Origin of the sequence: Sinorhizobium chiapasense (assembly GCF_045277575.1) — a bacterium.
In the GTDB taxonomy this organism is placed as follows: Bacteria; Pseudomonadota; Alphaproteobacteria; order Rhizobiales; family Rhizobiaceae; genus Ensifer; species Ensifer chiapasense_A.
The window spans coordinates 1826140-1841035 of record NZ_CP144205.1 but is presented as its reverse complement, the minus strand read 5'-3'; the positions used below and the strand labels follow the sequence as shown (position 1 = coordinate 1841035).

Sequence of the window (14896 nt, the reverse complement as noted above, 5' to 3'; positions counted from 1 at the left end):
ACGGTGAACGGAGAAGGACGGCAAAAAGCGCAGTTGGCTTCTCGTCGTCCTTCTCCCTTCAAAAACGTTCAGTGCCGAAGCAGGATTATTCGCGGGCGCCGCCGGCGCCCGCACGGGCCGCGCGGCCGCCACGGCGACCGCCGCCACCGCCAGCCGGAGCGGCCGCAGCAACGACGTGGCCGCCTTCGGCGGGCTTGTGGTCTCGGTAGGTCATGATCCAGTTGGTGCAGTTCGGGTCGGTGCCATTCAGCACGTTTGCGGCGCGTACGGCTTCCATTTCCTGCGGGCGGCAGGGGTTCATGATCGCTGAGGTCATGCCGGCGCCGATGACCATCGGGATGAAGCCGGCGTTGATGCCGTGGCGGTGCGGCAGGCCGAAGGAGATGTTGGAGAGGCCGCAGGTGGTGTTGACCTTCAGCTCTTCGCGCAGACGCCGGAGCAGCGCAAAGACCTGCTGGCCGGCGGTGCCCATGGCGCCGATCGGCATGACCAGCGGGTCGACGACGATGTCATGCGGCTTGATGCCGTAGTCGGCGGCGCGCTCGACGATCTTCTTGGCGACGGCGAAACGCACGTCCGGATCTTCGGAAATGCCGGTTTCGTCGTTGGAGATGGCAACGACCGGCACGTCGTACTTCTTGCAGAGCGGCAGGATCGCTTCGAGCTTCTCCTCCTCGCCGGTGACGGAGTTGACAAGCGGGCGACCCTTGGCGACACGCAGGCCGGCTTCGATCGCGGCGGTGACCGAACTGTCGATCGACAGCGGCACGTCGACGAGGCCCTGGACGATTTCCAGCGTCTTGACCAGCAGCGGCGGCTCGGTCTCGTTCGGGTTGACGGCGGTGACGCCGGCATTGACGTCGAGCATGGTGGCACCCGCGGCAACCTGCTCCAGCGCATCCTTGATGACGGTGTCGAAGTTGCCCTCGATCATCTCGGCGGCGAGCTTCTTGCGGCCGGTCGGGTTGATGCGTTCGCCGATGACGCAGAACGGCTGATCGAAGCCGATGATGATCTCGCGGGTGGCGGAAGCGACGATGGTGCGGGTCATGCGGGGTCCTTTGTCTTGAAAGCGTCGGGCTATGTAATCACGCCCTTGAAATCGATGATAGGCGTCGAATGGCCGGCGCCGATTTGTCTGCTGGTCAGTGCGGATGATGGGCCGCGGCTTCGGCCATCTGCTGCTGGTTTTCTTCCTTGCCCTCGCGGATCTGCTCCAGGCGCTCGGCAACCAGCGCGTCGGCCGGCAGTGTCTCGCGCTTCCAGGGCTTGCGGCCCTTCAGCACGCCCGATTCATGCACGATCTCTGCGACATATTCTTCCTGGCGGTAGGCCATCACGTGGATGCCGGAGACGCCTTCGATCTCCTTCACCTCGTTGATGATGTCGATGCAGAGCTGCTTGCCTTCCTTCTTCTGGTCCTGCGCGCCTTCGAGGCGGGTGATCACGCTGTCCGGAATATGGATGCCCGGCACGTTGGAGCGGATCCAGCGGGCGGTCTTGGCCGACGCCATCGGCCCGACGCCGACGAGGATATAGCATTTCTCGTGCAGGCCGAGGTCGCGCACCTTCTTCATGTATTCACGGAACATCGGCACGTCGAAGCAATACTGGCTCTGGACGAACTGGGCGCCGGCCTCGATCTTCTTGGCCAGGCGATAGGGGCGGAAGTCGTAGGGCGGGGCGAAGGGGTTGATGGCTGCCCCCAGGAACACATGCGGCGGCGTCGTCAGCTTGCGGCCCGAGAGGAACTTCGAGTTGTCGCGCATGATGCGCACGGTTTCGAGCAGCGACATGCAATCAAGGTCGAAGACGGGCTTCGCGCCCGGCTGGTCGCCGGCCTGCACGCCGTCGCCGGTGAGGCACATGATGTTCTGCACGCCCATGGCGGATGCGCCGAGCACGTCGCCCTGGATGGCGATGCGGTTCTTGTCGCGGCAGGCGATCTGCATGATCGGCGCGTAGCCCATGCGGGTCAAAAGCGCGCAGATGCCGACGGAAGACATGTGGCAGTTGGCGCCCGATGCGTCGACCGCATTGATGCCGTCGACCCAGCCGTCGAAGATCGCCGCGCGCTCGTAGACGTCCTGCGGGTTGGCGCTGTCGGGCGGGTTGAGCTCGGCGGTGACGGCGAATTCGCCGCGGCGCAGCACCCGCTCGAGACGACCGCGGGAGGAGTGGCCGGGCAGGGGCTCGAGCGGCGCGCCGGGATCGAGGGGATTGATGTCGGGGCTCATGCCTGGCCTTCCTTTGATGCCGCTTCACGGCGCGCTGCGGCTTCCGCCGTCACGCGCAGCCAGGACGAGGTTTCGCGCAGCGACTGGTTGACCGGCTTCTGCACATTCATGATCGCATCGCCCTTCACCATGTTCTGCGAGCCCTTCCAGGCCTGCACCCAGACGCAGGGCATGTCCGGCTCGACCTCGCAATTGCCGTTGGCGCGAACGCCGCCGCAGGGGCCGTTGCGCAGCTGCTTCGGACAGTTCATCGGGCAGGACATGCCGGTCGAAGACAGCGCGCACTGGCCGCACATGCGACAATCGAACAGGAAGCCCTTAACGTGGCGCTCGACGAAGGTCACGGGACGCTCGACCCGGCCGTAACCGATGGCGTTCCACAGCGGGTGAAGCAGCAGGAACAGGTCGGCGAAGCGATTGTAGAACCATTCGAGGAAACGGGAGTGCCGGACCGCCCAGAGACGGACCGTATATTTGTGGCGCGAGCGGCGGCTCGGCGAGACGCCTTGGGGGGTGTAGGCGCCGGTCGCGGCCTTGGCGGCGGGCGCGGCATTACCCTTCATGATCTTCGGCTCGCCCGCAGGCTTGGCGTCAGCCATTGTCCCGGCCTCCGGCTTTGACGAGCGCGACGAGGCGCTCGCGGTCATAGGCGGCTTCGAGCTCGGCAACGGCGCTGTCGGCCTCGGCGTCGAGATCGTCGGAGACCGGTACCGGATCGGCCTTGCGCCACTCGGCGAGATAGTCGTCGGTTTCGGCAGCGCCGGTGCGCATGGCGCACATGTCGATCGCTTCGGTGAAGCGCAGCGAGAGCTCGCGCTTCGCCGTCGTGCGGCCCTTCTTGATGATGACCTGGGCCGGAATGTCGCGCCAGTAGACGATAATGCGATCTGCCATCGGGTGTTGTTCTCCTCCCCCTGCATGTTTCCTTTGATCTGAGCCGATTAAAGATCAAAAACATGCAGCACTCTAAAGCGCTACAGCGACCTTTGCGTGTCTGACGGGACGCGCGGCGCTGTAGGTGCGACAATGCGCATGTACCGGCTTCCGGGCTCATCTCGCCACGACGTCGGATATGTCCAAAAACGACGCCGGCGCAGAAGCCATATCAGGCGTCTTGGGCGTGATGCGCAAGTGTCGGTTGACGCTTGGCAGGGCGACCTCCGCGATCAGGGCGGATTGCCCGCAGTTTCAGGCTTTTAGGTCGCAGCCAGCCGACAGGAGCGCAAGAATTCCGTCTACCAGATACGACGCGTCAGGCCGTTCCACACCCAGGTCCAGATCGGCGGGTGAAACCATTGCCGTGACGGGCCTGCGACATCGACAGTCCTCAGATTTCCGGCAAGCGCATCCTCGACCGCGGCAATCGCGATATCGGTGGAGGCGGCGGTCTGCAGCAGCGGATAGGTGTGCATGGTATCTTCAGGCGCGGGTTTCTGGCGCGACTGATAGAGCACGCCGCCGGTATCGACGCCCGCATCGACCAGATGCACGGTGGCGCCGAAATTCTTCGCGTCGCCGTTGACCAGTGCCCAGTAGCCGCCCATCAGCCCACGATAGGCGGGGTTGATGCCGGCGTGGAAATTGATGATCGGGCAGGGGATCGCCGCAAGGGTTGCGGCCTTCAGCATGCGGCAACTGATGAGGAAGACGACATCGGGCTCAAGCGCGCGAAGCTGCCGGACGGCTTCGGCATCGTTGATCGAGGCGACGGGTTTGACCGGGATCGACGGATCGGGCGTGCCCGAGACCTTATAGGTGGCGAGGATCTCTTCCGCCCGCTTGCGGGTGAAGCGCTTGCCAAAGCGCGAGGCGATCATGGTGGCAAGCTGGCCGAGCGCGGTCACCCAGCCGAACTTGCGGGCGCGGCGGCGCAGGAAGGGGCCCTTCGGTTCCGGCTGTTCCCCGATGACGGTGACATCGGCAAAGCGCGCAGCCAGCGCATTGATCATGATCCACGGATTTTCGCCCCCCGCCGTCACCACGACGATGCGGCCCGGGCGCTTGGCCGCGGCTTGATTCTGGCTGGCGATTTCGGTCATGGCGGCCCCGCGGATGAACAGGGCCACAGATATGCCGGCTTCCCGTTACCGCCGGCTTAACCGGTTCCAGTACCACTCGGCCACACCGCCGCCGAGCACGACCAGAGCCACGGACTCGACCATCTTTATGTCGTCGGTCAGGTTGCAGACCTCGCCGACCAGCAGCGCAAGAAGCATCCCGGCAGCGCATCCAAGCGCGTAAGGCAGGTAGTCGAGGAATTTCACCGGTTTCCTCCACGTGGATGCAAAGGGGCTGCTTCGGTCTCAAAAGCCGGCCCCGCGGTTGCGCGCGAGCAATGTACAAGTTAGCGCAGAATCGCAATCGAGGAAGAGCTGATTTTTGCGCCTGTGCCGCGTGATCGGTGAGGGCTTGTTGGTCGGGCCTTTGCGCATTTCGACGACGGCGAGGACATTGCCCCTCTCCTCGGGTTTAACCCGGGGACTAACCCTCTCCCCGCAGGCGGGGAGAGGGGACGTGGGCACCGGCACGGCCGCCGCCAGGCTCGGCTGCCGGTGAGATGGCGATCAGCAACGGTCGCTGTGGTCCGAGCGGACGCCACGAGCCTCCTTCCCCCGTCCTTACGGGGAGAAGGTCGCGGCAGCGGGATGAGGGGCTTGTTCCGCCGCGCCATAGCCTCACGACGCAGCAGTGATGCGCCGGTGAATACCCGCGAGACTGTCCTTGAACCGCTCGAACGTCCCGTGCTCTGTCAGTTCGCGCAGCACCTGCTCGTTGATGCCGCCGCGTGTTGCATAGTCGGCGGCCAAGTGTGCGAAGCTGGCATCCGGCGTTGCCTCCGGCGCCTGACCCAGAGCCCCAAAGAGGGAGGCGACATAGTCGCGACCTTTCGCGTCTTCGACGCCGTGATCCTTTAGCCAGCTATGGATCGTTTCGAGATATTTGAAGTAGCTGGCATAGGTGGCGGTCGCGACGCTCAGCGCATCGAATTCGCTTTCGCTCGCAACCTCGATCGCCTTGCCGAGCCTGCCGAAAAACGCCGCGATTTCCGGATCCGGCGGAAAGATGATCGTCGGTCCCTGGCGGATCGCGATCATCGGCATCGGCAGGGCCTTGGTCACCCGCTTCACCGGACCGATCATCGCAGCGATCTCGTCGCAGGAGAAGGTCGCGATCAGGCTGACCACATGATGATCGGGCCGGAAGCGCAAGCCGGGCAGGACGTCGCGGGCAATCTGCGGTCGGACGGCGAGCATGACGGTGTCGCAATCATCCAGCACGTCCTGATTGTCGACCGCAACGCGCACATCCGGAAACCGGGCAGCGAGGCCTGCCGCGATCTCTTCGTTGCGCGGCGAGAGCACCACCGTTGTGGATTCGCCCGGAAGCGATTTGAGCCCCGTGACGATCGCAGAGGAGAGGGCGCCGGTGCCGATGAAGCCGAGTTTCATGGGATGTCCTGTCGCTTTGGTGCGTTGCCGCTGCACAATAGTGCCCGGCGCCCCGGCGGCAAGTCATCGCGATTGGCTTGCCCACAATCCTTTGCCGCCGCGGCGGGAACCGGGCCACTCACGATTGGCCGGAGACTGCTGCCATGTCCAGCGGCCGCATGCACGGCTTCGCGCCGTGCATGCCTATTTCATATAGGCGCGCACCACGTCCACCAGTTCCGCTGCCGCTTCGTCGCGCTCCTTCTGCGACAGGTCGGCCGCGGCCAGATGCATGTGGATGTGGTCTTCGACAACTTCCGCCATCAGCCCGTTGACCGCACCGCGGATGCCGGCAATCACCTGCATGACCTCGGTGCAGCCCTTTTCCTCTTCCAGCATCCGCTCGACCGCCTCCATCTGCCCCCGGAGCCGACGGACCCGGTTGATGAGTTTCTGCTTTTCGCGGATGGTATGGGTCATCGGATACTCCGGTTTCGGGCGCCGTTACTATGCGGCCCGTGGTTCCACCTCCACCGTCACATGCGACAAATCGTGAATGGCGGCAAGCTTCTCGCGATAATAGGAGGGCGCGCGCGGGTTGTCGGCGACAATCGAGACGATGGCGCCGTGGTGGCCTGGCCCGAGCTGCCAGACGTGCAGATCGACGATCTCGGCATCCTCCTTGGCGACGATCTCTCCGATTTCCTCCGGCAAGTCCTCGCCTTCGGGAATGTAGTCCAGCAAGGTTGCGCCGGTGTCGCGGATGAGACCGAAGGACCAGCGCGCAATGACGATTGCGCCGACGATGCCCATCGCGGGATCGAGCCACAGCCAGCCGTAGATCGCGCCCAGGCCGAGAGCGGCAATCGCGAGAACCGAGGTCAGCGCGTCGGCAAGCACGTGCAGATAGGCAGCCCGCAGGTTCCGATCCTGTCCGCCATGGTGTCCATGGTGATGCCCGTGGTGATCGTGGTGGTGATGGCTGTGATCGTCCTTCAGCAGCCAGGCGCAGACGAGGTTGACGATGAGGCCGGCGACGGCGACGAGAATCGCTTCGCTGAAATCGATCGTGACCGGAGCGTTGAGGCGGCGGAGGCTTTCCCAGCCGATCAGCAGCGCGATGAGCGCCAGAACGATGGCGCTGGAGAAGCCGGCGAGATCGCCAAGCTTGCCGGTGCCGAAGGTGAAGCGGCGATTGTTCGAGTGCTTGCGCGCATAGAGATAGGCGAGCGCGGCGATCAGCATCGCGGCCGCATGGGTCGACATGTGCCAGCCGTCGGCAACGAGCGCCATCGACCCGAAGATCTGACCGGCCGCGATCTCGATCACCATCATCGTCGCTGTGACCGCGATGACGATCCAGGTCCGCCGTTCGTTGCGCTCGTGATTACCACCGAGGAAAACATGGTCATGGCGCGCCGCGAGCACGCGCGCCTCGTCGTGCGAAGGCGCGTGGTGCCCATGATGGTGATGATGATGGTCGTGCTGGTGATTGCTCATGCCGATGACTCCAATATGATATAGGGGGGTACCCTATTTTGAGGCCGGCGTAAAGCGCTCGTTTTCGCTGGCGTTCCGCGGGCGATCGTTGTCGTCGGGAAGAAGGAGCCGGCACCTTTGGAGCCGCGGTCGGCTCTAGAGAGGGCTGCGCTCACATGCGTTCTCGCCGCCGCTCTAACCCTCTGTTTTGCCGCATTTGTGCGACGTCAGGTGTTTCCACCTGACTGCAAAATGCTCTGGCCGGCTCCGCCGAGAGCGATGGCCGAGCCCGTAAACGGCAGGACCCGCTTGTAGCCCATAGGCGGCGGCTCGATCTGTGTGGCGGCGGACGTGCCGAATTGCGTGATGCCCGCGCCGAGATACTCTGCCAGATTGTGGCGACGCCCGCCGAAATCGAACGAAGCGCTTGCGATCAGCCGGGCCGAAAACACATTGGTGCCAAACAAGGCTGCCGTCGTCCCGCCGATGGTGTCTGAGAGCGTGGTGCCGACCACAAGGCTGGTCCGCCGGAACGTCGCGATGCATTCGCCTTCTGCGAAGGAGGCGGGGTCGTCGAAAGTTCCTCGCGGCTTGCGTTGCAAGTAGAGGGAGAACTCGCCGACGGGGTCGAGCCCGAGGGACAGCGCGCCGTTTGCCATCTCCTGCGCCTTGAACGGCTTGGCGGCGAAGGTGAAATGCGCCGTCGTTTCGCCCGGCTCACCGTCGAAGATCTCGGCATCGGACAAAGGCAGGTGCAGGAAATAACCGTAGTCGGCCAGCGTGCCGTCGTTCGCCTCGTAGAAGCGACCCGTGGCATACCAGGCGAGTTCGGCAGGAAACAGTGCGCTCATGGCGGGCAGTCCTGTGGTCAGCGATGGCGTTGCAGCCAGCAGGTTGTGCAGCTTTCTGACCCGGGCGGAAAGGTCCGCCGCGGTCTGCGCGCTGCTGGAAGGCGCTATTCAGCCGATAGCGTAAACATGCGCCGGCATGGTCGGCGAATATTGGCCCTCTTTGCTACACGGCGCGCCATGGAATGACACGGCGCAGGCGACCCGCGCGCCTTCGCCTCACGCCCTCAGGAGTGACGTCGCGAGATCCCCGTAGCCGGTGAAGCGGTACTCGTATTCGAGCCCGAGGTAGTCGGCGGCCTTCTTCGCCTTTTCCTGTAGGGCCGGATCCTCCTGCTGCGAGAGATAGACCAGCTTGCGGTAGTGGCCGAAATACATGTCCCTCAGCTCCGGATGCCGGTTGAGGCCGAGCGGTTCGATGACGAAGGCCTCGAACTGGCGGGCGAGGAAGTCGGTCAGGAAGAAGGCGGTGATGTCGTCGTCCCAGCGGCGGGCGAAATCCGCGTTGCCGACGAAGAAGGAATAGCAGTGCGGGCCGGGGATGCGCTCGACCTTTTCCTCCTCGCACAACCGGTCGAGATGGCCGCCGGTGCCGCAATCGGCATAGGCGATGAAGATGCGCTCGAAGCCTTCGGTGCGCGCCTTGGCAATCGCGTCACGAATGCCAGGCGTGATCTTTTCCGGCGTGTTGTGCCAGATGGCCGGCAGACAGTTGAGGTCGATGTGGGAAAGACCGTTTGCTTCGCAGATCGCCAGGATTTCGCGCGCGATGGCGCCACAACCGATCACGTGAACTTTTTTCGGTTGTGCAGGTTCTGTTGGCGGCGATAATTTTTCCATCTTGATTCCACTTGGCTATGCGGGAAGGAACCGGACCATGAAAGTAAAAAACCTCGCCATCGTCGGCGCCGTTCTCGTTGCCATGGCAACGCTGAGCGCCTGCGGCAACACCATCCGCGGCATCGGCAGGGACACCGCAAATGCGGTCAACGCGACACAGGACGCCGGCCGCAGCGTGGCGAAGGCCGCCAACTAAAGCGGTGCCCGTCACCTGACAGCACGCCGTCGACGCGTTCATCATATATAAGAAAGCCGGCCGCAGATTTCACTTCTGCGGCCGGCTTCATCAATTCGGATGACCCGAAGCTCAGCCAGCCGCCAGGCGGTTGTGCTTGCGCTTCATGAAGTCCTTGGCGGTTTCGACGGCGATCGCCGCGTCGCGGCAATAGGCGTCGGCGCCGACGGCCTTGCCGAATTCCTCGTTCAGCGGCGCACCGCCGACGAGAACGACGTAGTCGTCGCGCATGCCCTTTTCCTTCATCGTGTCGATCACGACCTTCATGTAGGGCATGGTGGTCGTCAGCAGCGCCGACATGCCGAGAATGTCCGGCTGCTCGCGCTCGATCGCTTCGAGGTAGTTCTCGACCGGGTTGTTGATGCCGAGGTCGACGACATCGAAGCCGGCGCCTTCCATCATCATGCCGACGAGGTTCTTGCCGATGTCGTGAATGTCGCCCTTGACGGTGCCGATCACCATCTTGCCGAGCTTCGGCGCGCCGGTTTCGGCGAGAAGCGGGCGCAGGATCGTCATGCCGGCCTTCATGGCGTTGGCCGACAGCAGAACTTCCGGCACGAACAGGATGCCGTCGCGGAAGTCGATACCGACGATGCGCATGCCTTCGACCAGTGCCTGGGTCAGGACGTCGTAAGGCGTCCAGCCGCGTTCGAGCAGGATGCGGGTCCCGTCCTCGATTTCCTCCTTCAGACCATCATAGAGGTCGTCATGCATCTGCTGCACGAGTTCTTCGTCGGAAAGGTCCTCGAGAATGATTTCATCGTCTGCCATATTGGGGTTCCTCGGTTCCTGGCACGGCCGCGCGAAAATTTCGGGCGCGTCCACCAATCCATAGCGTTCGATTTCTAAAAATCTGTTTTCGAAAGCGACGTCGCAGATGACAAAAAGCGACGGGAGAGCAGGTTCTTTTGACGCCTGCATATTGTTAACAAAAACAATATATTCGCGCCACGCGGTTTTTAGCGTCGTGGGATCGCTTCTCGGTAGTGTTCGAGTTGCGCCACTCCTTGGCGCATTGAGACCCGCAAGGACCCCGATGCTTGGTAGCATTAGGGCCAATCGATGCTTGAAGGCGCAAGAAGTGACGCGCGGGAGAGGAAAAGCGAATGAGCGACGTGACAGATCAGGGCGCGGGTGAAGGCGGCGGCCGCCGCGCGCGTGGCGAGGGACGGGGAGCGGCAGCACGGCGTGCGTCGCGCACCGGCGGCGGTCCGGGACCGTCTCTGCCCTATATCCAGCGCAAGATTCGCGAGTATGAGGTTCTCGACGAGGAAGGCCTGCAGCTCATCGAGCGCAATGCCGATACCGTGCTCGAAGAGATCGGCATCGAATTCCGCGACGACGCCGAGGCGCTCGAACTCTGGAAGCAAGCCGGCGCCGACGTGCGCGGCCAGCGCGTGCATTTCCCCAAGGGGCTCTGCCGCGAACTCCTGAAGACCGCACCCTCGGAATTTACCTGGCACGCCCGCAACCCGGAGCGCAGCGCCCAGGTCGGCGGCAAGGCGACGATCTTCGCGCCGGTCTACGGCCCGCCCTTCGTGCGCGACCTTGAAGGCAACCGCCGCTATGCGACGATCGAGGATTTCCGCAATTTCGTGAAGCTCGCCTATATGGCGCCGTCGATGCATTCGTCCGGCGGCACGGTCTGCGAGCCGGTCGACATTCCCGTCAACAAGCGCCACCTCGATATGGTCTACAGCCATATCAAATATTCCGACAAACCCTTCATGGGCTCGGTCACGGCGCCGGAGCGGGCGGAAGACACGATCGCCATGGCAAAGATCGTCTTCGGCGACGACTTCGTCGAAAACAACTGCGTTACGCTCAACCTCATCAACGCCAACTCGCCGATGGTCTTCGACGAGACCATGGTGGGGGCGCTGAAGGTCTATGCCCGCCACAACCAGGCCTGCGTGCTTTCGCCCTTCATCCTCTCCGGCGCCATGAGCCCGGTGACGGTTGCCGGTACGCTGACGCAGATCCTCGCGGAAGTTCTCGCCGGCGCCTCGTTCACCCAGCTCATCCGCAAGGGCGCGCCGGTGCTCTTCGGCACCTTCGCCGCCTCGATCTCGATGCAGTCGGGCGCGCCGACCTTCGGCACGCCGGAGCCGTCGCTGGTCTCCTATGGCGCAGCCCAGCTCGCCCGTCGCCTGAAGCTTCCCTTCCGTACCGGCGGCTCGCTCTGCGGCTCCAAGGTTCCGGACGCGCAGGCAGCGCACGAATCGGCCAACACGCTGAACATGACGCTGCTTGCCGGCACCAATTTCGTGCTGCATGCGGCCGGCTGGCTCGAAGGCGGTCTCGTCTCGTCCTACGAGAAGTTCATGATCGACCAGGACCAGCTCGGCATGATGCAGAAGATGGCCGAAGGTGTGGATCTCTCGGAAAACGCCCAGGCGCTCGACGCGATCCGCGAAGTGGGTCCGGGCAGCCACTATCTCGGCTGCGCCCATACCCAGGCAAACTTCCAGACCGCCTTCTACCGTTCGCCGCTTGCCGACAACAACTCCTTCGAACAGTGGGAAGTCGAAGGCGAAAAGCGCATCGAGCAGCGCGCCAATGCGCTCGCCCGCACCTGGCTGGAGCATTACGAGGCGCCTTACCTGGATCCGGCGATCGACGAAAAGCTCAAGGCCTATATCGCGAGCCGCAAGGACTCGATGCCGGACGCTTTCACCTGAAAGGCTCCCGAGCGCGCCAGGGAGCAAGGCGGAGCGGCGCAGGTGGCCGACATGATCCAAAAGGAGGTCTGGCGCCCGCATTACGAACACCAGGGGCCGAAACCGAAATGACGGCGCCTTCCGCGACAGCGGACAAGATGATCGAGATGGTCCGTGCGGCGCTGGCGCCGCACGGACTTTTTTTGCGTGGAACCGTGAACCTCCCGTCCGCAGAGGCAGCGCCGCTGCTTTCCGATGGGCGGCGGGCGGCCAGCGTGCTGCTCATCGGCAATATCGGCGGCTCGCTTTGGCAACCCTTCAGCGCCTGGCGGGATGGCCTGCCGGATCGCGGCGGTGCCGATTCGCTCGATACCTGGTCGAAGGCGGTGATCGGGCCGATCGCCGAAGCGTGCGGCGCGACTGCCTATTTCCCGTCGGATCCTCCCTGGCAGCCGTTCCAGCAATGGGCGATGCGGGCCGAAGGCCTGAAGGCGTCGCCGCTCGGCATCCTCATCCATCCGCGCTACGGGCTCTGGCACGGCTATCGCGGCGCACTCGGGCTTGAAATTGCAGTCAGCGACGCGGACGAGCGCACAGAGACGCACCCTTGCGATCGCTGCGTTGAGAAGCCTTGCATCTCGGCCTGTCCGGCCGATGCGCTTGCCGGCGAGCGCTTCGATGTCGGCCTCTGTCGCGGCCATCTGCGCAGCGAAGCGGGCAGGGCGGGCTGCCTTGCGGCAGGCTGTCTCTCGCGTGATGCCTGTCCGGTCGGGGGCGCCTATCGCTATCCCTTGGAGCAGCTCCGTTTCCATATGGCGGCGCTCGAGCTTTGAGCGGAAACCACATGCGGTTTTTAGAGCAATTCCAGGAAAAGTGTGAAACGGTTTTCCGTCCGGAATTGCGTAATTTCAAAAGGCGCTAGATCCTTTCACTGTTTCCATGAAACAGTGAAAGGATCTAGCCTGCGTCTCGATTTCGCGCATGAGACGCGACCGCATTGCCGTCTTTGCCCGCAAAGATGGTGGAAATCGCCAAAATGACTAAAATTGGAGATGTCTTGGAAAGATAATATTATCGAATTTACACGCGATCTGGACGGCGTGGCGTTGGAGTCCATCGTATGAGAGGCAGCCCAGTCGTATCCGTGAGCAACTATCCTCCGCACCTCTCGCGCGAGGAGGTGGAAGCGCAGATATCACGTCTCGACAGTATCCACGCCGCAAACAGCCAGATCCTCGAGGATGCCTTGAAGCGCCTGCTGGCGATCGGTGCCGGCCACGCGGCCGTCATCGCCGCCTGCATCGCGGGCTTCGATGCGCTGGTGGACCGTTCTGTCCTCGGCGGCGACCTTCTTCCTGATGCGATCGGCATTCTCCGCAAGATCGCGTTGACCGTCAGCGCCCTTGGCCTGTTCTTCACCTTCCTGGCGATTGGCAACAATTTCAGCGAGGTGCAGAAGGAGGCAAAGCGTCACGCGGTCAAGCTTGCCACGACGCTCAGGGAAAAGCGGCTCTTGCTTTCCCTGTCGCAGGACGTGCTCAACCGCGATCCCGGCTCCTATGTGCTGATGGGCGTCGGCGGGCTTGCCTGCCTGTGCGTGATCTTCGGGATTGCCGCCGCCGCCGGATGCTTCGGCCTCGTCATGGCCATGGGGCTGCTTGCGGGCGGCTGACGACTGACGCCTTTCGGTGGCGTTGCGCCAGAACCGCCGCAATCTCAGTCATGCTTGATGGCTGATTCGATTGGACCTTTTTGCCATGCCGCTTTTTCCCAAACCTTTTCTCGTCGGTGCTGTTCTCTCCGCCGGTCTTGCCGGGCCTGCGCTCGGCGCCTGCCGCGACGTCAGCCATCTTGGCCAGGACTATGTCGCCTGCAGCTTCGATCCGGCGACAAGCGATATCCGCCTTTACAACAAGGATCAGGCGGGCGTCCCCTTCCGCTCCTTCCGGGCGCTATCGCTCGAACTGCGCCACCGTGACGAATACATGGCCTTCGCCATGAACGGCGGCATGTATCACGACGACCTGTCGCCGGTCGGCCTCCACATCGAGGAGAGGCGCGAGCAGGCGCCGCTCAACACCAATACCGGCTGGGGCAATTTCCATCTGCTGCCGAACGGGGTGTTCTATGTCGGGGACGGCAAGGCGGGGGTGATGGCGGCGGATGCCTATCGCGACGCCGGGATTGCCCCACGTTTCGCCACGCAATCCGGGCCGATGCTGGTGATCGACGGCAAGCTGCATCCACGTTTCCTGCCCGACAGCACCAGCTTCAAGACCCGCAACGGCGTCGGCGTGACGGCCAAGGGTGAGGTGGTCTTCGTCGTCTCCAAACGCCCGGTGCGGTTCCACGATTTCGCGACGCTCTTTCGTGACGCACTGGATTGCCCCAATGCGCTGTTTCTCGACGGCACGATTTCCAGCGTCTATGCGCCCGAGATCAACCGCCATGATCGGCTGTTTCCGCTGGGGCCGATGATCGCCGTCGTCGGGAAATTTCCACGCTGACGTTCTTTGGGCGCGGGATGCGGCCGGAAACCGCGGGCACTGTTCCTGATCCCGATAAAAATATTCTTTCCACCCAAGGAATGGTTTGCCTGCAACGTCTAAGGTTCAAATGAGGTGAGGGCGGGCACGGATTTGGACGCTGAACTCGTCGAGAAGGCGGTGAATGGAGACCGGCAGGCTTTTGGCCAGCTTGTCGAGCGGCACTATGATTTTGTCCATGCGGTCGCCTGGCGCTGGTCCGGCAATGTCTCGGATGCCGAGGATATCGCCCAGGAGGTGTGTCTGCGTCTCGGCAGTGCGATCCGCGGCTTTCGCGGCACCAGCCGCTTTCGCACCTGGCTCTACACGCTGACGCTGAATGCCGCGCGCGACCACAAGAGGCGGCAGGCGCGCGACGACCGGCGCATGCAGGCCTATGCCAGCGAGCAGGTGGCGATCGCCCCGGCTGAGGATCCCGACGAGAAGCAGCGCGAGGCACTATGGGCGGCGGTGCGGGAACTGCCTGAAAAGCAATGCGACGCGGTGCTGCTCGTCTATGCCGAGGGGCTGAGCCATGCGGCTGCGGCCGACGTGCTCGGCTGTTCGGAGGCAACCATATCCTGGCATATGCACGAGGCGCGCAAGCGGCTCAAGACATTGCTTGGCAAGGAGGCAGTGTGACC

18 protein-coding genes are annotated in these 14896 nt (G+C 63.4%); 6 read left to right on the top strand and 12 right to left on the bottom strand.

Annotation, left to right across the window (positions count from 1 at the left end; translation table 11 throughout):
* Positions 1-85: 85 nt before the first annotated feature.
* The 11 genes from QM996_RS08890 to QM996_RS08840 all read right to left on the bottom strand — a co-directional run bounded on the left by QM996_RS08890 (position 86) and on the right by QM996_RS08840 (position 8832).
* Positions 86-1051, bottom strand: a complete 966-nt coding sequence (locus QM996_RS08890) for a methyltetrahydrofolate cobalamin methyltransferase (RefSeq protein WP_173516854.1) — start codon at positions 1049-1051, stop codon at positions 86-88.
* A gap of 94 nt (positions 1052-1145) precedes the next feature.
* The gene (locus QM996_RS08885) at positions 1146-2237 is read right to left on the bottom strand and encodes a methylenetetrahydrofolate reductase (protein WP_500270110.1); all 1092 of its coding nucleotides are present in this window, start codon (positions 2235-2237) and stop codon (positions 1146-1148) included.
* Positions 2234-2836: a methylenetetrahydrofolate reductase C-terminal domain-containing protein gene (locus QM996_RS08880; RefSeq protein WP_500270109.1), complete on the bottom strand. Its 603-nt coding sequence runs from the start codon at positions 2834-2836 to the stop codon at positions 2234-2236. Before QM996_RS08880 ends, QM996_RS08885 begins: the two co-directional genes overlap by 4 nt.
* Positions 2829-3131 (bottom strand): virulence factor, encoded by a 303-nt coding sequence (locus tag QM996_RS08875; RefSeq protein WP_173516851.1) that lies wholly within the window; start codon positions 3129-3131, stop codon positions 2829-2831. Before QM996_RS08875 ends, QM996_RS08880 begins: the two co-directional genes overlap by 8 nt.
* A 341-nt stretch (positions 3132-3472) precedes the next feature.
* Positions 3473-4276: a formyl transferase gene (locus QM996_RS08870; protein WP_500270108.1), complete on the bottom strand. Its 804-nt coding sequence runs from the start codon at positions 4274-4276 to the stop codon at positions 3473-3475.
* A 45-nt stretch (positions 4277-4321) separates the two neighbouring features.
* Positions 4322-4501: a hypothetical protein gene (locus tag QM996_RS08865; protein WP_500270107.1), complete on the bottom strand. Its 180-nt coding sequence runs from the start codon at positions 4499-4501 to the stop codon at positions 4322-4324.
* A 411-nt stretch (positions 4502-4912) separates the two neighbouring features.
* The gene (locus QM996_RS08860; protein WP_500270106.1) at positions 4913-5686 is read right to left on the bottom strand and encodes a pyrroline-5-carboxylate reductase; all 774 of its coding nucleotides are present in this window, start codon (positions 5684-5686) and stop codon (positions 4913-4915) included.
* Positions 5687-5869: 183 nt separating this feature from the next.
* Complete coding sequence (locus QM996_RS08855; protein WP_173516842.1) at positions 5870-6145, bottom strand: metal/formaldehyde-sensitive transcriptional repressor; 276 nt, start codon at positions 6143-6145, stop codon at positions 5870-5872.
* Positions 6146-6172: 27 nt separating this feature from the next.
* The gene (gene dmeF / locus QM996_RS08850; RefSeq protein ID WP_500270105.1) at positions 6173-7165 is read right to left on the bottom strand and encodes a cation diffusion facilitator family transporter; all 993 of its coding nucleotides are present in this window, start codon (positions 7163-7165) and stop codon (positions 6173-6175) included.
* 206 nt (positions 7166-7371) lie between these two features.
* Entirely contained in the window at positions 7372-7995 is a 624-nt protein-coding gene (locus QM996_RS08845) for a hypothetical protein (RefSeq protein WP_500270104.1), read from the bottom strand.
* A gap of 216 nt (positions 7996-8211) precedes the next feature.
* A complete protein-coding gene (locus QM996_RS08840) occupies positions 8212-8832 on the bottom strand; it encodes a DUF1638 domain-containing protein (RefSeq protein WP_500270103.1) in 621 nt (206 codons plus the stop codon).
* An 82-nt stretch (positions 8833-8914) separates the two neighbouring features.
* Between QM996_RS08840 and QM996_RS08835 the strand changes: the two genes are divergently transcribed.
* The gene (locus tag QM996_RS08835) at positions 8915-9028 is read left to right on the top strand and encodes an entericidin domain-containing protein (protein WP_429807674.1); all 114 of its coding nucleotides are present in this window, start codon (positions 8915-8917) and stop codon (positions 9026-9028) included.
* A gap of 111 nt (positions 9029-9139) precedes the next feature.
* On the opposite strand, the gene QM996_RS08830 is transcribed toward QM996_RS08835, so the two are convergent.
* Entirely contained in the window at positions 9140-9838 is a 699-nt protein-coding gene (locus QM996_RS08830; protein ID WP_500270102.1) for a corrinoid protein, read from the bottom strand.
* Between the two features lie 335 nt (positions 9839-10173).
* Between QM996_RS08830 and QM996_RS08825 the strand changes: the two genes are divergently transcribed.
* From QM996_RS08825 to QM996_RS08805, 5 genes are all read left to right on the top strand, one after another.
* On the top strand, positions 10174-11748 hold the full coding sequence (locus QM996_RS08825) for a trimethylamine methyltransferase family protein (protein WP_500270101.1): 1575 nt from the start codon (positions 10174-10176) through the stop codon (positions 11746-11748).
* A gap of 107 nt (positions 11749-11855) precedes the next feature.
* Positions 11856-12560: a ferredoxin gene (locus QM996_RS08820; protein WP_500270100.1), complete on the top strand. Its 705-nt coding sequence runs from the start codon at positions 11856-11858 to the stop codon at positions 12558-12560.
* A 287-nt stretch (positions 12561-12847) separates the two neighbouring features.
* Positions 12848-13399, top strand: coding sequence for a hypothetical protein (locus QM996_RS08815; RefSeq protein ID WP_500270099.1), 552 nt, complete (start codon positions 12848-12850; stop codon positions 13397-13399).
* Positions 13400-13484: 85 nt separating this feature from the next.
* Positions 13485-14234: a phosphodiester glycosidase family protein gene (locus QM996_RS08810; protein WP_500270098.1), complete on the top strand. Its 750-nt coding sequence runs from the start codon at positions 13485-13487 to the stop codon at positions 14232-14234.
* 132 nt (positions 14235-14366) lie between these two features.
* Positions 14367-14894 carry an RNA polymerase sigma factor gene (locus QM996_RS08805; protein WP_500270097.1) on the top strand — a complete coding sequence of 176 codons (528 nt, stop codon included), beginning with the start codon at positions 14367-14369 and terminating at the stop codon, positions 14892-14894.
* The last annotated feature ends 2 nt before the right edge of the window (positions 14895-14896 follow it).